We start from the raw sequence: 22,785 nt of genomic DNA on the forward strand, positions 1-22,785 counted from the left end.
TGTTGCTATATTTAATCAGACTAAAATAGGAGTTCCATCAAACAACTGCAAGTATGGGTTTAATATTATAGGTCCAATAAAGAAAAAGTAAACCATTTATACTTCAATGCTGTTTTCTCTTCAAGCCAAATACTATTGCCAAGAATCCAACAAACAATAGTGAAGCAGCCCACCACCAAAGAGTATTATGGGGTTTTTCATAGGAATCAATGGCTCCATAATACGCAAAACCATTCCAGTAATAGGGCGATTTTTTAGAATTGGGTACATTTTTATCCTGTAGGTAGGAAAGCTTTGCCTCTTGATTCGATGCAAATAAGGATGCTGTAGATCTAAAAGATTCATAAAATCGGGACATTACCGAGGCAGTGCTCTGGTCGTTTACTTTCCAAAGTGAAAAAAGTACAGAGGAGGCACCTGCATACTGAAAACCACGTGCTACGCTGATAGCTCCTTCCCCTTTTTGGAGTTTTCCTATTCCGGTTTCACAGGCACTTAAAACAATGGTCTTGCCATTCATATCCAAACTATGTAGTTCAGGCAGGTACAGCAGATCATCATAGAATTGTACAAAGGCCGGAACTACAAAATTACCACTGCCGGCATGGGTAGACAAATGTATAAGGTCATGGTTTTTGGCCTTCTTGATAAAATTGTCCTTCGTGGCCTGGGACTCCATAACCAATTCAGCGGACATTGCATTCCCAACTGCTTTTGCCTCTTCTTCGGAATAAGATAATTCCTCGGGGCTTCCACTAAAAACAGGAAAAATTCCTAAAACCGATTTTCTTTTGCTATCGGATTTTGATGTAAGATACTGTTGGGCATTTACCGCATAAGCTACTTTTTTGGATACAGCTAAAAAAGGCATCTTGGAAAACGAGGTTCCCTTTGCGGGTTCGGTCAAAAGCGATTCAAAAGGAAGAAAATTAAGTAGTCCGTCCGGAATCAACACTAGATGGTTTTTATTCAAACCATTCTGTATTTGTAGCACCTCAAATAGCTCATAAGCGGTTTTTGTAAAGTGGGGCACGTCATTATTTATAGCTTCGGGACCATCAAATAGATGTACAAATTTCAAAATATAAGGGGACAGTTCTTCGGTATCGGGAAGTTGGTACATCCGTAATCCAGAATTGTCGATTGTAAATTGATAGTTGCTTTTTGCCCCCAAAAAATAGGATTGTAGCACAGCTTCATCCGTTTTTAGCTTCTGCTGCAATGCAACTAGATCTAGCTCCGTCCGGAGTATTTTAGGTAAATGGGATTGTACCATCTTTATTTGCCGGTCTACGTCCGCCAATTCAGAAATTAATGATTTCAATATCTTGTCTCCCAAGTTTTTGAACTGCGCCCGTAATAATTGATCGGTGAGCCTATCACGATTTCTTAGGAGAACTTCCAATCCACTAGCTTTTCCATCCTGCTGCTTGTTAAGCACAGTTCTTTCTATCAAGACCGAAGCCTTTCCCTGTTCGGCATAAGTAAAGGCCCTTTCGGCCCATATTGGATCCTTGCTGTCAGAATAGAGCTTCCAGATAAGGTCCAAACATTTTTCAGTACGATGTTTTACGTCGGCCTGGTGTATTATTTTGGTTTCTTGGGAAGTATAGTCCTGTTGTAATAAATTGGCCACATAAAATGCAAGATCATATGCTCTCAAGGCATCCGTGACAGTTTCAGTGGCAGCAGCGTAGGCATCAAAAATGCGCAGAAAATTCCGATCTGGAAATAATTTGGTTTCGTCCGGTAGTCCTTGGTTGGAATAGGAGGGAAGCAGTACCGATAATGCCTTGTGCAATGTGTTTTTAGCATCAAGGATATTACCTAGTTCCAATAATAATTCTGCCTCTTCCACCAATAAGTTTACCCATTGGTGTGCAGATACACCTTCATCGTTCAAAAGAGCTGTTTTCGCTTTATCAATGTAATCCAAAGCCATTTTCTTCTGTCCCTCTTTAAGCGCTATAAAAGCGAGACTTTTGTAGGTATTAACAAGTTCAACTCCTGTTATTACTTTTATTTCAGAAAGCAGCTGTTTTGCTTTTTCAAAATCTCCGACCCGAAAATAAGACGTGGCAAGGTTATTCTTCAAAGCCGCTGCAGTTCCCTTAGGAATGCCTTTCATCTTCAGAGTTTCGTTTATCAACAAATACGACCTTTCATATCTGGATGTGGAATTGTAAAGGGCAGATAGCGATAATACTGTATTGAACAACAGGGAATTATTTGCAGTGTTTTTGGCATGGGAAGCGCACTGTATCAACAATTCTTCTGCCTTTAAATAGTCTCCCTGTCGGATATAAATAGCTGCCAAAGGCACTACTGCATTTTCATAAATATTGTAATCCGATAATTCGTTGGATTTAAAGCGATGATAGGCATCTTCATAGTTTTCGACACTTTTTGAAAGGTCCCCATTTTTCTCGAAATAATATCCAAGATTAGATCTGGCTATAACCAAAGCAAGTTGTTGGTCAGAAGATTTAGCCATTGAACCAAAATTGTCCGCATAACTTGCAAGTCGTTGGAGATTTTCAAGTGTTGGCTTGGTCACGACATGGTCCAATTCCTTGTAAAGTTCATCCGCTGTACCTTGGGCCGAACTCCAGAAGGGGAGCGCCCAAAAAACACAGACGAATATTTTACTTAGGTTTTTCAATTAGAAACGCCATAAGGCGTAGAGTTGCCAATAGTTGAAATCCGTTTTATTGTTCATAACATAGCGAGCACCTAAACTTGGTCCTATTCGGGAAAATCCTGCAGTAAAGTCCAAAAAGATACCAGTTCTCCAGTTGGTAAAGGATTCCTTCATAGAATTGGTATCGGTCTTGGAATCCATTAAAAATTGGTCCGTATCCCCTTCATAATATTCGACGGTTGTACTGTTCTGGGTCGTATTGCTCACATTAATATTAGATTGCACACCAGCACCTATCCCAATATAATTATTGATATTATAGCGAAGCAAAACTGGCACCTCCCAATTTACACTTTTTTGTTCGGTGGCGGTAATGGTACGTTGTAGCTGTATGCTTCCATTTCTGGGATCGTCAACAACTTGGTCAACACTTGTTGTACTTGTACTGGAATTGAAACTATTGCTGAATTCCGCCTGTCCATAGAAACGATACGGTTTGTACGGAGAGACTACAGCACTTAGAAAATAGCTTTTTGCGTTTTCTACATTGGGATAGTAATTATACCCCGCTTTGATCCCGATGGAAATACCTGGTGTAAACCGTGTTGTTGCATAATTGGTTATAATCGGTTCATTTTTATCGAATATAATCGCCGTTCGACTCTTCGTTTTCTTCTTGTGGAAGTCTTTTGCAAAACGGATGCTATATTTTACAAATCCCTTGGTGGAATCTTTTTCCTGTACATTTTTTTGTTCCGTTCCAGGGAGATAGATATTCTTAAAAGTAAAAATGGCCTTGTTCTTCAAGAAAGTGGTATCCAAACAACTGTAGCGCACCGGTTCTTTCGGACAAATTGGACATGCCGGATATTGGTCCTCCAATTTTAAGGTAGCCATATCCAACATTTCGGGAATATCTGTTTCCAAGCGGATAGTCCGTGCTGGTCCCTCCCCGTTGTTCTGAAATTTTATCTTGTATTTCAAGGTTTTAAAACGCACCAAACGGTAGTTCATTAATACCCCGTTGGAGGACATTTTATTAGGGTCATGGGAAGTCACGATTTCCATTTCCATATCTTTCACCGTATGGTCACCATAATTATTGTCGGGTACGTAAATACCTCTAACCGAAATAATGGCACTGGTATCCTTTATCATTTCGGGCGCTGTGCGCATGGTCAAAAAAACATTTCTTTCTTCACCAGGCTGCATATTCTCAAATGAAATTGATTTTTGTGAGCGATAGGCTTGTTTAGCTTCCTCCATACTTAGCGGAAGGTTGGTTTTTTTTGTAGAATCCTGTGCCTGTGTGCTATAAGAAACCAGTTCATTTTCTATTGAAGTCAAAAAGGTTTTTGTTGGATTATAGTCCCTATTATAGACCATCACATCCGTAAGAATCAAACTTTCACCATGGTGCAACCTAATTTCAGGTTCTAAGAAGTTATCGTTCTTAAATGCCATTTCGTTATAAAACAGATGAATATTACCTGAAGATGTGTAGTTGTTGGTGTTCTTGTAACTTACGATCATGACCATTTCTTCATCTATCATTGGCTCTCGATTGCGTTTCAACATGAAATCGTCAGTCATGGTAGCCAGATCGTCTACGTCCTTTGTAATTTCGTTAATGACCACCTTTTTAGGTCTGGTGGCCGGTGGTTTCCCTGTATCGTAATTGTTGGTTGCCCAGAGTTTTGCCTCATAGCTACCCGTTTTTTTATAGGTATGTTTTGGGTCTTTTTCGGTACTATAAGTGCCATCCCCAAACTCCCAATAATAGCTATAAAAAGCCTTTGGTGCCCCTGCTATTTGTTGTAATGGCGGGGTATCGGAAAGAAAGGACACCTCATTGCCCTTGGCATCATACCCTATATTGGCGTAACGCACTACCGTATCCTTGGCAACCGTTTCTTGGGCATGGACAATTGATCCGAAAAATAACAGAAAAAGTAATGTGAGTTGTTTTTGCATTGGAGCGAAATTGGGTTTAACTTTTAAAACTCCCAAGTACCTAACGTTTACTATAACTCTTTGGTATATGTTAAAATTCTTTTGCGGGATTAACGAATTATAGAATGGTGGCCTTCTCTGGCCACCATTCTTGAAATATAATTCAAAACCATTTCAATATATAATGTCTGCCTAATTACTATGGTAAATTATTTATCAAGGCTTTAAGCTGGGTATCCGATTTAGTTGCCGTTTCCGATAAATTAAAGGTAATTGTCCCGTTGTCCACAATGGTTACCGCTTTTATGGCATATAACCAGTTTCCGTTGTCTTCACTTACAAAGATGACATGAGCCTCCAAACCGATAGGTATTTGACCATAGTGCTCTGTAAACAATTCTAGGTCTTCATCATATTTATCCAAAAAGGCCAGGGCGTTTGGTTCTCCATCATAGGAGATATAGACGGCACTATTTTCATCATTAAATCCTTCTGGCACATCAACCAAGAGTCCAGTTTTCGGTCTAGGGTCGCCCGCAAAACGGTCAACATTGGTCCATCCAAATTCTTGGAAGAAGGTATAATAGGCGTCTCCCTGAGTTATACCTTTACCTATTTCTATACCAGGCATATTTCCTTCTTCATCACGAATTTCATCCCAAATTATATCGTCACATCCCACGGTGTTATCGCAATCTTCACCAATGGTACCTTTCCATAATGACATTTGGTTATCGGCACCACCGGTTAAATCAACAGGAATAACTACCTGCATATTACAACCTAAGTTCAATTGATCACCTCCTTGCGTGGCATTGACATAAAACTCGCCGCCTGAGATCATAATAGCTTTCCCTCCGTCGTCCATTCTGCCCATTGTTGTTTTGTTGGTCAACAACATATTACCCCTGTCATAAAGTTCTACAATCTCAACAGCTACCTGCCCAGTAACGGCATTCCCGTTTTTTGTTAAACAAGTACCATTAATGCTTATTTGGGTTCCATTTTCGGTTGTAAAAACTCCCATTCCAGAAGCATCGAACTGAAAATTTTGGGTCAATTCTGCCAAGGCATCCGCTTTCAGGCCAGCAAATTCCTGCGGTGTGGCCGCTTGGAACGGAATTCCCTGTTCGTCCGTTTGATCGCCTTCTTCCCTTGTACAACTGGCCATTGTTATTACTGCCATTGCTACCATTCCGAATAATTTTCTAGTATTTTTCATAATTGATTGTTTTAAGATTTGTTTATTTAATGTTTTACATCCTTATATCAAGAGGGCTTCAGTTTTGTTACCCCTGATTTCTATTTTTTTTTCGAAAACTGTTTTTTAAAGGGTTTATTTAAAGATTATATCAATATAGGGCACGCCAAAGTCTATTGCCGGTCCGCCATTTTGATGAAAATTTGAACCTATAATGGTCATTATTCCGTTACTGTATGGAAAACTCATAGCATTATTGGTTGCCAATCGTCCAATAGTATTTCCAATGTTCGCCCCCCAATTGGTTTGAATTCGTTTTATGGTGTAGGAGGTTCCTGCTACTAGGTTAATGGTAGCAGAAGGTGCTACATATGATGTTCCTGTAGCCGAGAAAATGTGGGAACCAGTGTAAATAGTATTTGTTGTAGTGTTGTCCACTATTTCTATAACATAAGGTGTAGTGGCAACACCAGATTGACTCTGATACCCAATTTCGCATACTTCCTTGGTTGCAGATAGCATAAAAGTATATTCGTGTATTTCAGTGTCATACGTTACATTGTCCGAATGACCGGCACTGATCATACTTTGATAAAGTGTTTGGAAGTCCGAAGTGGAATTATCACAAAACACTGTGGGGTCACCGTCATCTGGAGTACAGGACACAATTCCGAGAACTAATATTAGCATCAATTTTTTCATAATAGGTTATTTTAAATTTGTATTGTTTATTGTTTTATATTTCTATATCAACAGTCCTTTGTTTTTGTTACCCTGTTTCCTAAACAAATTTTGTTTTTTGTCTATTACAGTTATGGCAAAGCGTTTATCATGGTAATCAGTTGGCTCTCGGTGGTCGTGCTCAAATCGCTTTCTTCGACAACTATAGTGCCATCTGCAATTATTGTAACGGGGTTTATGGCATATACCCAATTGCCGTTGTCCTCACTAACAAAGATGACATGACACTCTAGACCAATTGGAATAATACCGGTATGCTCGGAAAATAATCCGGTCTCAGGGTCATAGGCGTCCAAGTTGGCAAGTGAGCCTGCCTCCCCATTATAGGACAGATAAAGCGCACAATTCCCATTATCAAAACCTTCAGGTACCGCTGCCCATAACTTCGTCTTAGGTCTAGGGTCATTCCAAAAACGGTCAACGTTTGTCCATCCAAAACTGTTGAATAAGGCCATATATAATGATTGCCCGGCAGCACCTTGACCAATGTCTATACCAGCTCCTAGGCCATCACGTTTTTGCTCTACCCAGGTAACATCATCACATCCGGTTTCAATATCACAATCCATACCTATTAGGCCGTCCCAAAGCGTCATTCCAGTATCATCACCTCCGGTAAGTGCCGTTGGAACGAGAACTTGCATAGGGCAAATAAGTTGTAGCAACTGTCCATTTTGTGTAGCTTCAATAAAAAATTCCCCTCCTGTAACCAAAAGTTCCTTGCCTCCTGTAGGAGAAAGACCCATAGTAGTTTTATTGGTGGCCAGCATAGTCCCTCTATCAAAAAGCTCTATTACTTCCACATCTACCATGCCTGTAACAGCATTACCATTATTGGCTAAACAGCTTCCGTTAATAGTTATCTCAACACCCTTTTGGGTCGTGAAAGTTCCGGAGCCATCCACATCTATTTGAAATGTTTGTTTTAGATTTTCTAAGGCGGTAGCTTTAAGATCCGTGAAATCTTGGGGAGAAGCCCGTTCAATTGTTACGTCCAAAATGTCGTTATCTCCATTTTCATCTTTTTGGCAACTTGTCATCAAAGCCACCGTCATTAAAAAAAGTCCTAAAATTTGTTTTGAATTTTTCATGATTATTATTTTTTGTTAAGAATGAATTTTTTGATTGTTCACCCTTATATCAATTCGCTTTGGAATTTGTTACCCCATTGGATTAAAATATTTTCATTTTATTAGGTTTTATTTAGGATGCCAAGATTTATTTGGTGCTACCAAGGGGCTCTTTTATCAATTATCAATTTTTTCTTAGGACAACATGGCTTATACCTAAAAAGAATACTATAACAGAGTTGAAAAGGGAATGGCTGGGATTCTAAAAGCTTTGTAGAGTTGATATTCTGTTTTACAAAAAAGGAACCCAGAGTTTTCTTATTTTAGGCAAAATTTTCAATTCATGGCAGGATCAAGTATCCATCCCGATCAGAAGTACATAGAGGGTTTATTGATGAACAGTCCTTTGGTGATTAAAAGCATCTATGATCGCTTTGTACCAAAGGTGGTGGGGTATATAACTAAAAATAGTGGTAATGAGGATGCCGCAAAAGATGTTGTCCAAGAGGTATTGGTAGCAATTTATAATCAAGCCAAACATAAAGGATTGCAATTGACCTGTCCGTTCGATGCCTATTTTTTCCTGCTTTGTAAACGGCGATGGTTGAACGAAATCAAAAAAAGTTCTTTAAAGGAGGTAACAATAAACGAAGAGGTTGTATCTATAAATGACGATACGCTGCAACTGGCCGATGAATTTGATATTGAACAACAAAAGAAGTTGGTGTTCAATCGCATGTTTCAAAAACTAGGGGATGCCTGTAAAGGTCTATTAAAAGCAACTTTCGAAATAAAATCGATGGAGGAAGTGGCGCAAAAACTAGGAGTAAGCTATGCCTATGCCCGAAAAAAGAAATCTTTGTGCATTGGCGAATTGACACGAATGGTGCAGGAATCGTCGGAATATAAAAACCTAAAAGCCTAAAATCATGAACGAATTGGATTTAGAATTATACGAAGCATATCTCGACAATACCCTTGATCCGGCAGCTAAAAAGACGTTTGAGGCGCGTTTGTTGGATGATACATCATTTGCGCAATCTTTTGAAGCCTACAAGGAAACTTCGGCCTACTTGACCGGAAAATTCTCCGACCAAGAGGAATTAAACGCGTTTGAAAATAATCTAGAAAATATAAGTAAGGAGCATTTTACCAAAAAAGCACCCTCAAGCTACAAGTCTGAAATTTGGAAGTACGCTGCAGCAATTGTACTGTTGATTACTATTGGAGGTTATTTTCTTATGGACAATGATCGACCAGCGTATAATGATTTTGCAACCTATCCTTCTATTTCATTGGTACAGAGAAGTAGTGGAGACCCTATGGCCAAAAAAGCAGAGAATGCTTTCAATAACAAGTCGTTTGAAGAGGCTACTTCTTATTTAAACGAACTATTGAACAATGATCCCAATAATCAGGAATTGTTGTTGTATAGGGGTATTGCCCAAATTGAAACTGAGGATTACGCCAATGCCTATAAAGATTTGGACAAGGTTGCCTCTGGCAGTTCGGTTTATAAAAATGAAGCCTTATGGCAAAAGGCCTTGGGACTTTTAAAACAAAAGAATTACAATAAATGTAAGCTGGTTTTGGTTGAGATACCTCCAACGGCCGATGAATATAATAAGGCACAGGCTCTGCTTAAAAAATTATAGTCCATAAGCCATAATTAATTTAAAAAGGCAATATCAAGGCCTTATATTTGAAGTATGAAGCATTCCCTTTTTGTTTTTCTTTTTCTGACAAGCCTTATACTTTCTGCCCAACAACAGGACAAGGTAGATTTTATTCAAGGAAAAGTAGATATTAATATAGACCCCAAGGTCGAAACCATTACGGGTTCTGTAACCTACAAATTGAAGGTCCTACAAAAGGTGGATACCGTTTTTCTCGATGCCCAAAATATAAATCTAAAAGAGGTCAAACTTAATAATAAAAAGGTCAAGACTACCAACAATGGCAAAAAAATAGTGGTTTATAAACGTTTTAAGGCCAATAAAACCTATACCTTGGATATTACCTATACTGCCAATCCCAAACAGACCGTTTATTTTTTAGGCTGGAAGGACGACTTGCTTGGCAATGAGCAGGTCTGGACCCAAGGTCAAGGAAAATATACCAGTCACTGGCTTCCCAGCTTTGATGATATGACCGAAAAGGTAGAGTATGATCTGGATATCAGCTTTGATAAGACCTACGAAGTAATTGCCAATGGGACCCTGGTGGCGACCAAAGAACAGGACGGACTCAAAAAATGGAGCTTTAATATGGACAATCCTATGAGCAGTTATTTATTGGCTTTTGCCATTGGCGATTACCATAAGGCAGAAGTTAAATCCAATACCGGGATTCCCATTGGTCTCTATTTTTACCCAAGTGATAGTGCTATGGTGGAACCTACCTATAGATTTACCACAGCTATATTCGACTTTTTGGAAAAGGAAATAGGGGTTGCTTATCCATGGCAGAATTATATGCAGGTACCTGTTAGGGACTTTTTATACTCGGGTATGGAAAATACGGGAACTACTATTTTTTCAGATTCCTATGTAATGGATACCATTGCCTTTAAGGACAGAAGCTATGTAAATGTAAATGCCCATGAGATGGCACATCAGTGGTTTGGTAATTTGGTTACAGAAGTGGATGGCAATAGCCATTGGCTTCATGAAGGATTCGCAACATACTATGCCTTATTGGCCGAAAAAGAGCTTTTCGGTGAAGAATATTACTATTGGAAATTGTACGAAACCGCTATCCAATTAAAGGAACTATCCAATAAGAATATGGGGGAGGCCCTCATTGATCCAAAAGCAAGCAGCCTTACATTTTATGAAAAAGGTGCATGGGCCTTACACATTCTAAGGGATCAATTAGGGGAGAAGGATTTTAGGCAAGGGATTCAAGGGTATTTAAAAAAGTACGGGTTTAAAAATGTGACAATAGATAATTTCCTGAAGGAAATGGAGGGGAGCACTGGCCATGACTTGACAGCTTTTAGAAATAGATGGTTGGTTGATAAAGTTTTTCCTTTAGATGAGGCAAAAAAGATTCTTGTAAGTGAATCCGAGGATCTAAAAACTTTTTTTGAACTTCAAAAAGATATGATGACCAGTAGCATGGACAACGAATCCGTCATCAAAAAGTATTGGGAAAACACACATTCCGATCAGTTAAAGGCCAAAATAATTAAAACCTATTTCAAATCCCTATCCCAGGATTTTATAAGGGAAGTGTTAAGAAGTGAAAGTGTCCTGGTTCGGCAAGCATTGGCCACTTCCATAGTACAGTTGCCATTGGATCTAAAATCTGAATATGAATCACTGCTGGATGATGGGAGTTATATTACCAAAGAAGAAATGCTGTACAAACTTTGGATAAATTACCCAAATGAAAGGGAAAAGTACTTGAATAGGACGAAAGGCATCATTGGCTTTTCAAATAAGAACATTCGCATATTATGGCTCACCTTAGCCTTGCTCACCAAGGATTATGAATCCAATAGCACCAACGAGTATTACTCGGAACTTAGTGGGTATACTTCCCCAATTTACTCCAATGAAGTGCGGCAAGGGGCTTTTCAATTCTTGGCTCAATTGATAGGTTTTTCAGACAATAATTTATTGGATCTTGTAGATGCAACCCAGCATCATTCTTGGCAATTTAGAAAATATGCCCGTTCATTGTTGGACGAACTTTTGGAAAAAAAGGAATATAGGGATAGAATAGATAGATTGAGCGTAAAATTTAATAAGGAGGAATTGCGTTATATTAGCAACAAACTGATTTCGGAATGAGAGCAATGGTAATTTCTGGTGGTGGTAGTAAGGGCGCATTTGCCGGTGGCGTAGCCCAATACCTGATGCAAGAATTGAACCACAATTACGATCTGTTTTTAGGCACTTCCACAGGCAGTCTATTGATTTCCCACCTCGCCCTACAAAAAATTGAAAAAATTAGGCAGGTGTATACTTCGGTAAATCAAGATAATATATTCAGTAATTGTCCCTTTGTGATAAAAAAGAAATACGGCATAGAGACCATCGGGATCCATCATATAAATGTGATGAAAAATTTTTTCAGGGGAAGCAAGACCTTTGGAGAAAGTCATAATTTACTTGAATTGATCAAGAATACCATTTCTATCGAGGAATTTGAACATTTAAAAAATGGCCCCTTGGATATAGTAGTTACCGTATCCAATTTGTCTTTAAACCAGGTAGAGTATAAGTCCATCAATGACTGTACTTATGAGGAATTTTGTGAATGGATTTGGGTTTCCTGCAATTATACCCCCTTTATGACTTTGGTAAAGAAAAATGGATGTGAATATGCCGATGGTGGCTTGGGCAGTATGGTTCCTATTGAAGAGGCTATTAGAAGAGGGGCAAAGGTTGTGGATGCCATAATTTTGCAAACAGAGGTTACACAATTAAATAGAATGCCCTCCAAGAATGTATTTTCATTACTTACAAGTATGTTTGCCTTTATGCTGGACAGGATAGAACAACAAAATATTAGGATAGGCAAGTTTGTTGCCAACCATAATGATGCCATCATCAATTTCTATTATACGCCTACTGTACTCACTACCAACTCCCTTATATTTGAAAAGGAAAAAATGACGGTTTGGTGGGAAAGTGGCTTTAATTTTGCAAAGCACAAAAACTCCGAAACAAACCCAATAGAGACTGGAATTTTATGAAGGCATTGGTAATTAGTGGGGGAGGGAGCAAAGGAGCCTTTGCTGGTGGCGTGGCCCAATATCTGATGGAAGTTGAAAAACGGGAATATGATATTTTGGTGGGTACCTCCACCGGCAGTCTATTAATTCCTCAATTGGCCCTAAACCAAATTGACAAACTACATGATATTTATACCAATGTTAACCAACGTTCCATTTTTAGCCTTAATCCTTTTGTAGTTCGAAAAAAGGGTGATCGGGAATATGTCTCCATAAATTTTCTAAACACCTTTCTTCAATTTGTAAAGAGCAAGCGTACTTTTGGGGAAAGCAAGGCTTTGAGAAGGACCATTAAAAAGAATTTTAGTGAAGGGGAATTCCGGAAGTTGAAAAAAGGTGATAAAGATGTGGTGGTGACGGTTTCAAACCTTTCCAAAAACAGGATCGAGTATAAATCCATTAAGGATTTTTCCTATGATGATTTCTGTGATTGGATCTGGATTTCGTGCAACTACATTCCTTTCATGTCCTTGGTAAAAAGAGACGGATTTGAATACGGCGACGGTGGCCTTGGATGCGTTGTCCCCATTACGGAGGCCATTAGAAGGGGAGCTACTGAGATAGATGCCATTATACTAGAGTCCGAAAACATGGAACACAACAAGGTTTTGGGCAGAAATCCTTTTTCACTTATGTTGAGTATTTATGGTTTTGTTTTGGACCAGATTGAATATCACGACATTTCTGAAGGGGTATTGGCGGCAAAACATAATGGGGTGCAATTAAATTTATATTACACCCCCACTAAATTAACTGAAAACTCCTTGGTTTTCAATAAAAAACTTATGCGTCTATGGTGGCAACAAGGTTATAAGTACGCCGAAGAAAAATTTTCTAGCGTTGGTTAAGCTAACTTTTAGTTACCATAATTCCCCAATTTCCTTTTTAACATAGGACAAAGCAGTTGCCGAAGGAGAACTTTTTTCCATAGTCTCATTTAGAATGTCCTCACGGAGTTTGTCTGCCGAATCCGATTCGCTCATACCTGCCTTCCTGATCATTTGTATGGTGGCACTTTTTGCCGCCTTAATTATATTCCAACATTCATCCGTCATATAAATTTGTTGGGATAGGTTATGCTCAAATTCATTTTCGATACTTTTGATCAACAAATTTTCATAATCGTTTTTATTGCTGTTTTTTGGTCCTACCCTTACCACCAAACTAGGAATTGCAATTCGCTCCAGAAATAGGGCCATTCTTTCGTAAGCTTGTAATCTAATGGGCAGAGTGTTTTTCTGACTGTCTTTATGCAGTAGGTAACGTCTTCTTCCTTCTTCGTTTCTTGTATGTAATCTAAAAAAGTAAAAAGCAACCACTCCGGTTACAACAGCGGGTAACAAATAGGCAAATAGTTGAAAAATTTCCTCTCCAGTCATTTTGTTTTGGTGTTTTTTGGTTTGTTGATTATTTAACGGCTTATTCCCTTAAAAATTATGGTAGGTTTCAAATTTTTAGCCGTCACAAGTATATTTAGTTTAATCTCGCCCAGGTCATAAAAAAAAGCGCTAATAAGCGCTTTTAAAATTGTGGGGACTTTTCATCTGTTTGGTTACATCGGTTGTTGAATTGTTCCTTTAGGGAGGTGAAAATAATTCACCATAATACTTTCCAGACGGTTTGAAGAGTTATGAAGAATTATTTCATGCTTTCCTTTACCAATTTAAAGAATTCATAAAATCTTGGTTGTACAATGATTTCGGTAGCAGTTTCAATACTGTAAAGTCCTAATTCCGATTTCCCTGTGGCGATGATTCGCTTGGGCTCTATTTGATATTTACTTTCCAAAATACGGGCTACAGCAGCAGCTTGTTGGGTTCCAATTTCCCAGTTATTCAATTTATTATCCTTGGATTCCACCAAATTGCTATTGCTTACAATTTGAATATCCATTGTGGGGTTGGCTTTTAAAACACTTCCAATATTGGCAATAATGGCCTCTGCCTTTTCCTGTACTTTGAAATTCTTGGAGTTCTCCCCAAATAAATAACTGTTATCCATTACCACCGCTACGGCACCATTACTAACGGTTATCTTGGGATCACTGCCCAAAGTCTGCTTAAATTGGGTAAAAACAGCTAAGGTTATAGAGTCACGGCTACTCAATTCATCATTGATAATTCTTAATTGCGCTTCCTTTTTAACTAGACTCTCAAGGGTACTATTAATGTGGTCAGATCTCTTGTTGGAGGCTTCCGTAAAACTGTTTAAGTTTTTTAATAGGTTGGCATTGGTTTCCTTAAGTTCATTTACCTGTGCTTCGTACGACTCCACTTTTGCCGAAGCAATTCTTTCTTCGCGTTTGGATTCGGATAGAGCTGTTTCAGACTCCCTTAACTGAGATCTTAGACCATCTACCTCCAGAATAAGATCCTTTTTGCTCTGTGCCTGTGAAATGGATGTGTACATTAATAAAACTAGAATGGTAAAAATTCTTTTCATAGATAAAATTTGTTTATTTGAATGTTCTGGTACTTTTAATTAGTTGATTTACTGCAAGGATATGCAATTTATTTTTCATGCAAAATTAAGATTATATTTAAATAAGGGCCAATCTTATTTGTGCATTAACTTTTTGCCTCCCAAATAAGGGCAATTATAAAGATATTCTAAGGTAGAAAAGGGTACTTTGGTCTTTTTTATATCCCTAAGTTGGGGAAAGTGACTGTTCAATTCGTTATTATCCACATTTACCCATATCAAAGACCATGGCTGCTTGTGTGGAAAACACCATTTTCCATTTCCGATAAACACTGTTCTTTTAGTTGGAAGGTACTTTTAAAATGCCACATAAAGACTGCAAAATCCGTATACCACTATATTAAATTGGGCTTCCTCAGTTTTACAGAGTTTTTAGTTGTTCAGGAAGTCCAAACTCATTTCTGTGAGTGCCTTTACCCCAAGGATCATTCCATTTTCGTCTATGCTGAAGTCAGGCGTATGATGTGGAAAAGACTCCGCATTTCCCGGAGTCATGCCTCCCAAGAAAAAGAAGAATCCCGGTACCTCATTTTGAAAATAAGAGAAATCTTCGCCACCGGTTACGGCTTTTTGGATTTGCACATTATCCTGGCCCGCGATCCTTTCTAAAGTAGGTAGCATTTTTACTACCAGTTCGGGATTGTTAAAGGTAATGTCCGTATTGCTTTTTATCTCAATAGTCGCCGTACCGCCATACGCCTTGGCAATGTCAGGTACCATTTCTTTCATTCTCTCGGTAATCTGTTTTTGCATGTCATAGTCCAAAGTTCTTATGGTTCCTATCATTTCCGCACTTTCAGGGATAATATTAAAACGGACACCACTTGTAATCTTGCCCACACTTATAACCGCTGCTTCATTGGTAAGGTTAACTTCCCTGCTAATAATGGTCTGTAGGCCATCTATTATCTTGGCGCTGATAAGAATGGGGTCTATACCCTTCCATGGTTGTGAGCCATGGGTTTGTTTTCCCTCCACCTTTATAACGAATCGTTGCACTGCCGCCATTAGTCCTTCAGATTTATACCTAATAACGCCAACTGGCGTAGCAGAGTTAATATGAAGTCCAAAAATAGCATCCACATCCGGATTTTTAAGAACCCCTTCCTTTAACATTAAAAGAGCTCCACCTTCTTCCCCTGGAGGAGGACCTTCTTCGGCAGGTTGAAAAATAAACTTAATGGTTCCTTTAATCTTGTCCCTATTTTTGGACAGAATTTCCGCAACCCCCATAAGGATGGCCGTATGGGTATCATGACCACAGGCGTGCATAACACCGACCTCTTGTCCTAGAAATTCGGATGTCACAGTAGATTTAAACGTAAGGTCGTTTCTTTCGGTAACCGGTAAGGCATCAATATCAGCCCTTAAAGCGATTACCTTTCCATTTTTATTGCCCTTTAATACACCTACAACCCCAGTTTTGGCAACTCCTGTTTGTACCTCTATCCCTAAGGATTTCAGATGAGATGCTATTTTTTCAGCGGTCTTGAACTCCCTATTGGATAATTCCGGATTTTGGTGAAAATCCCTCCTCCAATCTATTACCTTTAGTTCAATACCCTTATATTCCTTTTCAAAATTATATTTCTGAGCCGAGGAATTTAAACACCATAAAAGCATTGGGAGAATTAAATATAACTTCATATTACTAAATGGGATTTAAAATTATAGATGCCCAAGACTTAATTGTCTTAAACACTGAACCTAGTTTTCAATAATTTTACAGATGAGCAACATCATAAAAAGTGCTGTTTTTCGTAAAATTGGATTTGTATGATAAATATATTCAAAATAGAACTATTAACTCGGTTGGATTATCACAAATATTAAAGTTGATTTTTTGATAAGGCTAATTATGGTTAAATTCACCGATCGTAACGAGCTTAATATCTACATACGTTTTGGAGAACTATATTAACGAATTAAATGAAGCCCAGAAGGCTCCTGTTTTGCATAAGGACGGGCCTTTGATGGTAATTGCAGGGGCAGGTTCCGGTAAGACAAGAGTATTGACCTACCGCATTGCTTATTTGATGAGCCAGGGGGTGGATGCCTTTAACATTTTGGCGTTGACCTTTACCAACAAGGCTGCTAGGGAAATGAAGAAGCGTATTGCAGATATTGTGGGTACCTCCGAAGCCAAAAACCTATGGATGGGTACTTTTCATTCCGTTTTCGCGAAGCTTTTACGGTTCGATGGCGATAAATTGGGCTATCCTTCCAATTTTACCATATATGATACACAGGATTCCCAACGTCTTTTATCCGCTATCATAAAGGAGATGGGCTTGGATAAGGATATTTATAAATATAAGCAGGTACAAAATAGAATATCTTCCTATAAGAACAGCCTCATTACCGTAAAGGCCTATTACAACAATCCAGACTTGGTAGAGGCAGATGCCATGGCCAAGCGTCCTAGGATGGGAGAGATTTATCAGAACTATGTGGATCGCTGCTTTAAGGCCGGTGCTATGGATTTTGATGATCTACTGTTGCGGACCAACGAACTGTTGACAAGATTCCCCGAAGTTTTGGCCAAGTACCAGGATAGGTTTAGGTATATTCTTGTAGACGAGTACCAGGATACCAACCATTCCCAGTATTTGATCGTCAAGGCACTATCGGACAGGTTTCAGAATATATGCGTAGTAGGGGATGATGCCCAGAGTATTTATTCCTTTAGGGGCGCAAACATTAGCAATATTCTAAACTTTCAAAAAGATTATGACAATGTGGGGATGTACCGGTTGGAACAGAACTATAGGTCTACCAAAAATATCGTTAATGCCGCCAATTCCATAATTGCCAAAAATACCAATCAATTGGAAAAGGTGGTTTGGACCTCCAATGACGAAGGTCCTTTAATAAAGGTTCACCGCAGCCCTACAGATGCGGAGGAAGGTAGATTTGTAGCCGGATCTATTTTTGAAAATAAAATGCAAAGTCAATTACCAAATGGCAATTTCGCTGTTTTGTACAGGACCAACTCACAATCAAGGTCCATTGAAGATGCCCTTAGAAAAAGGGATATACCTTATAGGATCTATGGTGGACTCTCCTTTTATCAGCGGAAAGAAATCAAGGACGTACTGTCCTATTTAAGATTGGTTATCAATCCAAAGGATGAGGAGGCGCTTAAACGTATTATAAATTTTCCGGCACGTGGTATTGGACAGAGCACTTTGGACAAACTTACCGTTGCCGCAAATCACTACAATCGTTCAATTTTTGAGGTTATGGATAACCTTGAAAGGATAGATTTAAAGATCAATTCCGGTACCAAAAGAAAACTGGGAGACTTTGTGGCCATGATCAAGAGCTTTCAGATCATGAACGAAAGTGCCGATGCCTTTACCTTGGCAGAACATGTTGCCAAAAAATCCGGAGTATTGCTGGAATTCAAAAAAGATGGTACTCCAGAGGGAATTGGCAAGATGGAGAATATTGAGGAATTGTTGAACGGTATCAAGGATTTTGTAGAAGGACAGAAGGAATTGGCAGATGCCAAAGGGGATATAGGCGAGTTTTTGGAGGATGTGGCATTGGCAACGGACCTAGATAAAGATACCGGAGATGATGACCGCGTGGCCTTAATGACAATTCACTTGGCAAAAGGCCTGGAGTTTCCGCATGTCTATATAGTTGGGATGGAAGAAGATCTTTTCCCTTCTGCCATGAGCATGAATACTAGAAGTGAATTGGAAGAGGAAAGGCGTTTGTTTTATGTGGCCCTTACTAGGGCAGAAAAGCAGGCATATTTAACATATACTCAGAACAGATATCGTTGGGGCAAATTGGTAGATGCAGAACCAAGTAGATTTATTGAGGAAATTGATGAAAAATATGTTGAAAACCTCACACCTGTCCAGAGATCCAGATACACTCCCTTAATTGATGTTGATATTTTCGGCGATGTAGATAGAAGCAAATTACGACAGAACAAACCCTTACAGGGCACACCTCCCAGTGGTGTTAAGCCCAATGAAAATCAGTTACGAAAACTGCGTAAACTAAAACCGGAACTAAGTACTCCCGTGGGAAACACCAATTCGGTAGACCCCAATTTATCGGAAGGTTCCCTAGTAAACCATACTAGATTTGGTAGGGGACAGGTTATAAAAATTGAAGGGGTAGGAAATGACAGGAAAGCTGAAATTAAATTTGATAAGGGAGACATTAAAAAACTTTTACTAAGGTTCGCCAAGTTGGAGGTACTTTAATTCTGAAGAGTCCCAAGTGAACTATTTTTGTTTGAGGATAATTATAAATGCTCTTGGATAAAAGCCTTTAATTTAATGGAAGTATCCCACAGATCCAATCCCACCCAGCCATGGCCTCCGTTAGGGTATAAGGTAAATTGATGTTCTACGTTCAATTCCATTAATCTATCTCTTAGGCTTATTCCTTGGGAATTTGGAATTAAAGGGTCCTGTGCTCCATAAAACAATAAGGTTGCTGGAGAAGTAGATTTTAACTGGTACAACGGACTAACCAATTCCAAAACCTCTGGATCATTCCCAAATTGATCTAACAAGGTCCTCAATTCTTGATTGGGTGTGTTTATATATGCCTCGTCCAAAAGATTGGTAGGCCCAACAATGCTACAGACCATCTTCACCTGTTTTTTAGTGTCGTGTGCGTAGCTCCACAATAAAGAAATGTGTGCACCTGCGCTGGCACCAATAAATCCGATCTCTGTAGATATTTGAAATTCTTGAGCTCTGTCGGATAATTCCTGAACTAATTGGTCTATGTCATTGATTTGCATAGGATATGGCGGATTATTCTCATAGGCCAATCTATAATTCATGTTTACCACTGCTATGTCCGGTAATTGATCCCTTATAAAATCTTTAAAGGCATTCATTTCCGATTTTTCGCCAGCATTCCATCCACCTCCATGTATCAAAATGAGAATTTTAGTTTCAGTGCTCCTATTTTTTGGAAGATAAATGTCATATTTTTGAAGTGAATTGGAACCATATTCCAAATCGATAATGTTTTTGGCCTCCAATGGGCCAACGTCGGTTGCAACAGGATCTTCCGTACAAGAATTGTTTATTATAAAGAGGAATCCAAGCAGTATAATAAACTGAAACTTATACATAAAACATTATTTATTAAATTGATAACGTTTATTTTGAACTAATAATATGTCAGAATTTATTAAAATTTATCCAGAAAATCCTAATCCTAAGGAAATTAAGAGGGTGGTGGATGTTTTGCGTAAAGGGGGCCTAATTATTTATCCAACAGATACAGTATATGGTCTGGGGTGTGATATTACCAATACCAAAGCCTTGGAAAAAATAGCGCGTATCAAAGGAGTAAAATTGGCGAAAGCCAATTGGTCCTTTATATGTGCCGATCTTAGTAACCTTTCGGATTATGTAAGACAAATAGATACCTCTACCTTTAAAATTCTAAAGCGGGCATTACCAGGACCTTATACCTTTATACTTCCCGGAAACAATAATCTGCCCAAAGAATTTAAAAAGAAAAAAACGGTAGGTATCCGTGTGCCTGATAATTCCATTGCCAGGACCTTGGTTGAAGCCTTGGGTAACCCTATCGTTTCAACCTCCATTCACGATGAGGATGAGCTGTTGGAATATACTACCGATCCGGAATTGATCTATGAAAAATGGAAAAATCTTGTAGATGTGGTTATTGATGGTGGTTATGGGGACAATATGGCTTCTACAGTAATAGATCTATCCGAAGATGAACCCATAGTGGTTAGGGAAGGAAAGGGGAGTTTGGATATATTATAAGAACAAAGAAAGTTTTCCAATTGAATATTGAACAAAAAAAAAGCGACCGATAAGGTCGCTTTTTAATTTGAATAAGTTATTCTTAGTTGATCTTAGGATCTTTCATTCCTTCTTCGATCATGCTGTAGAATTGATCAATTTTTGGAAGTACAACAATACGTGTTCTTCTATTTTTAGCCTTATCAGCTACATCTGATACAGGAATATATTCTCCTCTTCCTGCAGCAGTCATACGCTTAGGATCCACACCGTAATCTTTTTGTAAAATACGTACAACTGAAGTAGCACGTTTCACACTTAAATCCCAGTTGTCATATAAAACTCCACTGTTGTAAGGATCAGTATCGGTATGACCTTCAACCATAAATTCGAAATCTGGTTTGTTATTAACAACTTGTGCAACCTTACCTAAAATTTCTTTAGCTCTGTTGGTTACGTTGAAGCTACCGCTTCTAAATAAAAGTTTGTCAGAAATAGAAACGAATACAACTCCTTTTTCTACACTGATTTCGATATCCTCATCATCCAAGTTTCCAAGAACACCTTTTAAACTTTGAACCAAAGACAAATTAACAGAATCCCTTCTAGTAATAGCGTCATTAAGCTTTCTAATAGTAAGGTCTTTTTCTTTTAAACTTTCCAAGGATTTCTCCAAGTTATCGGCACCTTTACTTGTAAGGGTAGTAAGGTTGCCCATATTGTTGATCAAGTCCTGATTGTTGGCTTTAAGGAAGGCATTCTGATCTTCCAAAGTTTGCATTTTTGAAGTAGCAGCAGCTTTATCCTCCAAACAGGTGTTTAATTTAACTGTCGCGGAATTTAATAAATCTTGTGCTTCTTTCGCTTTGCTTTCCATATCCGCATATTTTTTCTGCGATACACATGAAGACAACAAAAGGGTAATACCTAAACAGCCTAAAATGATTTTTCTCATAGTTATGATAATAGAATTAATAATTTATAATTTAATGGGTTCGTTTTAATGATTGCAAAATTATGTAAAACGCAATATTTTGCGAGACCAATTTAGTTAATCTTTTACTAAATTGTTAAAAATTTTTACATGATTTATGTAATAAGCCCAAACAATGGATTTTATAGAATAGTAATTACCTGTAAAATAGGCCTTTTCGCGTTTTTTGTACATGGTCCTAAAATTTTTGTAGAAACTAAAATGGGCCCGCAATATTGCCCAGAAATGATTAAAACTGCCTTGAAAAATAAAATTCAGCCCCGCTAGACCATCCAAAACAAGTCTCAAAAGTACTATTGGGAATATTTTTCGTGCTGGAAGGTTTTTAATTAGCGAATAAAGGGAGTTTCTAAAATTAAGAAAGGTCTTCTTTGGATTCATGCTATTTAAGGTAGAACCACCTAGGTGATACACCTCGGAGGCTCCAACATAATAAACTTTATGGCCCTTATTTTTTGCCCTCCAGCATAAGTCAATTTCTTCCTGATGGGCAAAATAATCTTCGTCAAATCCGTTTAGTTCCTGGAATACCTCTTTCTTGATAAACAAACATGCTCCCGTAGCCCAAAATATTTCCTTTATGTCATTGTATTGACCATTATCCGTTTCCAATTCATTAAAAATACGACCCCGGCAAAAGGGATAACCAAATTTATCTATAAACCCACCTGCGGCACCGGCGTATTCAAAATAGGCCTTATTTTTATAATCCAATATTTTGGGTTGAACAATTGATGCTGAAGGGTTGTCCTTAAATTCCTTTATTATTGGAGTAAGCCAATCCTTGGTTACTTCCACATCAGAGTTTAAAAGACAATATATATCGGCATCTATGTGAGGTAAAGCATCATTATATCCCTTGGCGTAACCCCCATTGCTCGAGTTTAGGATGACGCCTATTTCTGGATACTTATTTTGTAGGAAAGCGATAGAACCATCTGTAGACGCATTGTCGGCGACATAAATATCGGCCTCCTTGGAGAATTCTGTTACGGAAGGAAGGAATTTTTCCAAAAGTGATTCTCCGTTCCAATTAAGTATAACTACTGCTATTTTCAACATTTTTTATAATGCCCAAAACAACAGGCATGCATTAAAATTAAGAGGTTCTGATTAAGTCGGCAATGTAAAGAAATAATTTATAAATGCCGCTGAATATTTTGATAACCAATATTCAAAATCCCTGGTTTATAATCGATAA

18 protein-coding genes are annotated in these 22,785 nt (G+C 38.4%); 7 read left to right on the forward strand and 11 right to left on the reverse strand.

The window, feature by feature from the left end; all coding sequences use genetic code 11:
• Window positions 1–103: 103 nt before the first annotated feature.
• From LV92_RS08185 to LV92_RS08205, 5 genes are all read right to left on the reverse strand, one after another.
• Window positions 104–2,662 carry a CHAT domain-containing protein gene (locus tag LV92_RS08185; protein WP_111623168.1) on the reverse strand — a complete coding sequence of 853 codons (2,559 nt, stop codon included), beginning with the start codon at window positions 2,660–2,662 and terminating at the stop codon, window positions 104–106.
• Window positions 2,663–4,615, reverse strand: a complete 1,953-nt coding sequence (locus LV92_RS08190; RefSeq protein WP_111623169.1) for a PKD domain-containing protein — start codon at window positions 4,613–4,615, stop codon at window positions 2,663–2,665.
• A 178-nt stretch (window positions 4,616–4,793) separates the two neighbouring features.
• On the reverse strand, window positions 4,794–5,816 hold the full coding sequence (locus LV92_RS08195; RefSeq protein ID WP_111623170.1) for a hypothetical protein: 1,023 nt from the start codon (window positions 5,814–5,816) through the stop codon (window positions 4,794–4,796).
• A 114-nt stretch (window positions 5,817–5,930) separates the two neighbouring features.
• Window positions 5,931–6,497: a hypothetical protein gene (locus LV92_RS08200; protein WP_111623171.1), complete on the reverse strand. Its 567-nt coding sequence runs from the start codon at window positions 6,495–6,497 to the stop codon at window positions 5,931–5,933.
• Between the two features lie 110 nt (window positions 6,498–6,607).
• Window positions 6,608–7,627, reverse strand: a complete 1,020-nt coding sequence (locus tag LV92_RS08205) for a hypothetical protein (protein WP_111623172.1) — start codon at window positions 7,625–7,627, stop codon at window positions 6,608–6,610.
• A 322-nt stretch (window positions 7,628–7,949) separates the two neighbouring features.
• Between LV92_RS08205 and LV92_RS08210 the strand changes: the two genes are divergently transcribed.
• Genes LV92_RS08210 through LV92_RS08230 form a run of 5 tightly spaced genes read left to right on the forward strand, consistent with a single transcriptional unit; the run spans window position 7,950 to window position 13,198 of the window.
• A complete protein-coding gene (locus LV92_RS08210; RefSeq protein ID WP_111623173.1) occupies window positions 7,950–8,531 on the forward strand; it encodes an RNA polymerase sigma factor in 582 nt (193 codons plus the stop codon).
• Window positions 8,532–8,535: 4 nt separating this feature from the next.
• Entirely contained in the window at window positions 8,536–9,261 is a 726-nt protein-coding gene (locus LV92_RS08215) for a hypothetical protein (protein ID WP_111623174.1), read from the forward strand.
• A 54-nt stretch (window positions 9,262–9,315) separates the two neighbouring features.
• Complete coding sequence (locus LV92_RS08220; RefSeq protein ID WP_111623175.1) at window positions 9,316–11,403, forward strand: M1 family metallopeptidase; 2,088 nt, start codon at window positions 9,316–9,318, stop codon at window positions 11,401–11,403.
• Entirely contained in the window at window positions 11,400–12,311 is a 912-nt protein-coding gene (locus LV92_RS08225) for a patatin-like phospholipase family protein (protein ID WP_111623176.1), read from the forward strand. Before LV92_RS08220 ends, LV92_RS08225 begins: the two co-directional genes overlap by 4 nt.
• Window positions 12,308–13,198, forward strand: a complete 891-nt coding sequence (locus LV92_RS08230; RefSeq protein WP_111623177.1) for a patatin-like phospholipase family protein — start codon at window positions 12,308–12,310, stop codon at window positions 13,196–13,198. Before LV92_RS08225 ends, LV92_RS08230 begins: the two co-directional genes overlap by 4 nt.
• 12 nt (window positions 13,199–13,210) lie before the next feature.
• Here the strand turns inward: LV92_RS08230 and LV92_RS08235 are convergent, their stop codons facing one another.
• The 3 genes from LV92_RS08235 to LV92_RS08250 form a co-directional block, all read right to left on the reverse strand.
• A complete protein-coding gene (locus LV92_RS08235) occupies window positions 13,211–13,729 on the reverse strand; it encodes a DUF7935 family protein (protein WP_111623178.1) in 519 nt (172 codons plus the stop codon).
• 259 nt (window positions 13,730–13,988) lie between these two features.
• A complete protein-coding gene (locus LV92_RS08240; RefSeq protein WP_111623179.1) occupies window positions 13,989–14,792 on the reverse strand; it encodes an OmpA family protein in 804 nt (267 codons plus the stop codon).
• Between the two features lie 411 nt (window positions 14,793–15,203).
• Window positions 15,204–16,478: an amidohydrolase gene (locus LV92_RS08250; protein ID WP_111623181.1), complete on the reverse strand. Its 1,275-nt coding sequence runs from the start codon at window positions 16,476–16,478 to the stop codon at window positions 15,204–15,206.
• A gap of 257 nt (window positions 16,479–16,735) precedes the next feature.
• On the opposite strand from LV92_RS08250, the gene LV92_RS08255 reads away from it, so the two are divergent.
• Window positions 16,736–19,057 (forward strand): ATP-dependent helicase, encoded by a 2,322-nt coding sequence (locus tag LV92_RS08255; RefSeq protein WP_111623182.1) that lies wholly within the window; start codon window positions 16,736–16,738, stop codon window positions 19,055–19,057.
• Window positions 19,058–19,098: 41 nt separating this feature from the next.
• Here LV92_RS08255 and LV92_RS08260 read toward each other — a convergent pair whose 3' ends face one another.
• Complete coding sequence (locus tag LV92_RS08260) at window positions 19,099–19,944, reverse strand: alpha/beta hydrolase (RefSeq protein WP_111623183.1); 846 nt, start codon at window positions 19,942–19,944, stop codon at window positions 19,099–19,101.
• Window positions 19,945–19,990: 46 nt separating this feature from the next.
• Here LV92_RS08260 and LV92_RS08265 point away from each other — a divergent pair, with 46 nt between their 5' ends.
• Window positions 19,991–20,611, forward strand: a complete 621-nt coding sequence (locus LV92_RS08265; protein WP_111623184.1) for an L-threonylcarbamoyladenylate synthase — start codon at window positions 19,991–19,993, stop codon at window positions 20,609–20,611.
• An 82-nt stretch (window positions 20,612–20,693) separates the two neighbouring features.
• Here the strand turns inward: LV92_RS08265 and LV92_RS08270 are convergent, their stop codons facing one another.
• A complete protein-coding gene (locus tag LV92_RS08270) occupies window positions 20,694–21,545 on the reverse strand; it encodes an OmpA/MotB family protein (protein ID WP_111623185.1) in 852 nt (283 codons plus the stop codon).
• Window positions 21,546–21,641: 96 nt separating this feature from the next.
• Complete coding sequence (locus LV92_RS08275) at window positions 21,642–22,646, reverse strand: glycosyltransferase family 2 protein (RefSeq protein ID WP_111623186.1); 1,005 nt, start codon at window positions 22,644–22,646, stop codon at window positions 21,642–21,644.
• Window positions 22,647–22,785 lie beyond the last annotated feature (139 nt).

The organism is Arenibacter echinorum (assembly GCF_003259375.1).
Taxonomy (GTDB): domain Bacteria; phylum Bacteroidota; class Bacteroidia; order Flavobacteriales; family Flavobacteriaceae; genus Arenibacter; species Arenibacter echinorum.

Excerpts from the sequence above, each read along its gene's own strand:
- LV92_RS08270 (WP_111623185.1), bottom strand. The coding sequence starts at position 21,545 with ATGAGAAAAATCATTTTAGGCTGTTTAGGTATTACCCTTTTGTTGTCT.
- LV92_RS08250 (WP_111623181.1), bottom strand. The coding sequence starts at position 16,478 with ATGAAGTTATATTTAATTCTCCCAATGCTTTTATGGTGTTTAAATTCC.
- LV92_RS08260 (WP_111623183.1), bottom strand. The coding sequence starts at position 19,944 with ATGTATAAGTTTCAGTTTATTATACTGCTTGGATTCCTCTTTATAATA.
- LV92_RS08215 (WP_111623174.1), top strand. The coding sequence starts at position 8,536 with ATGAACGAATTGGATTTAGAATTATACGAAGCATATCTCGACAATACC.
- LV92_RS08210 (WP_111623173.1), top strand. The coding sequence starts at position 7,950 with ATGGCAGGATCAAGTATCCATCCCGATCAGAAGTACATAGAGGGTTTA.
- LV92_RS08200 (WP_111623171.1), bottom strand. The coding sequence starts at position 6,497 with ATGAAAAAATTGATGCTAATATTAGTTCTCGGAATTGTGTCCTGTACT.
- LV92_RS08230 (WP_111623177.1), top strand. The coding sequence starts at position 12,308 with ATGAAGGCATTGGTAATTAGTGGGGGAGGGAGCAAAGGAGCCTTTGCT.
- LV92_RS08240 (WP_111623179.1), bottom strand. The coding sequence starts at position 14,792 with ATGAAAAGAATTTTTACCATTCTAGTTTTATTAATGTACACATCCATT.
- LV92_RS08235 (WP_111623178.1), bottom strand. The coding sequence starts at position 13,729 with ATGACTGGAGAGGAAATTTTTCAACTATTTGCCTATTTGTTACCCGCT.
- LV92_RS08205 (WP_111623172.1), bottom strand. The coding sequence starts at position 7,627 with ATGAAAAATTCAAAACAAATTTTAGGACTTTTTTTAATGACGGTGGCT.
- LV92_RS08275 (WP_111623186.1), bottom strand. The coding sequence starts at position 22,646 with ATGTTGAAAATAGCAGTAGTTATACTTAATTGGAACGGAGAATCACTT.
- LV92_RS08225 (WP_111623176.1), top strand. The coding sequence starts at position 11,400 with ATGAGAGCAATGGTAATTTCTGGTGGTGGTAGTAAGGGCGCATTTGCC.
- LV92_RS08220 (WP_111623175.1), top strand. The coding sequence starts at position 9,316 with ATGAAGCATTCCCTTTTTGTTTTTCTTTTTCTGACAAGCCTTATACTT.
- LV92_RS08195 (WP_111623170.1), bottom strand. The coding sequence starts at position 5,816 with ATGAAAAATACTAGAAAATTATTCGGAATGGTAGCAATGGCAGTAATA.
- LV92_RS08265 (WP_111623184.1), top strand. The coding sequence starts at position 19,991 with ATGTCAGAATTTATTAAAATTTATCCAGAAAATCCTAATCCTAAGGAA.
- LV92_RS08190 (WP_111623169.1), bottom strand. The coding sequence starts at position 4,615 with ATGCAAAAACAACTCACATTACTTTTTCTGTTATTTTTCGGATCAATT.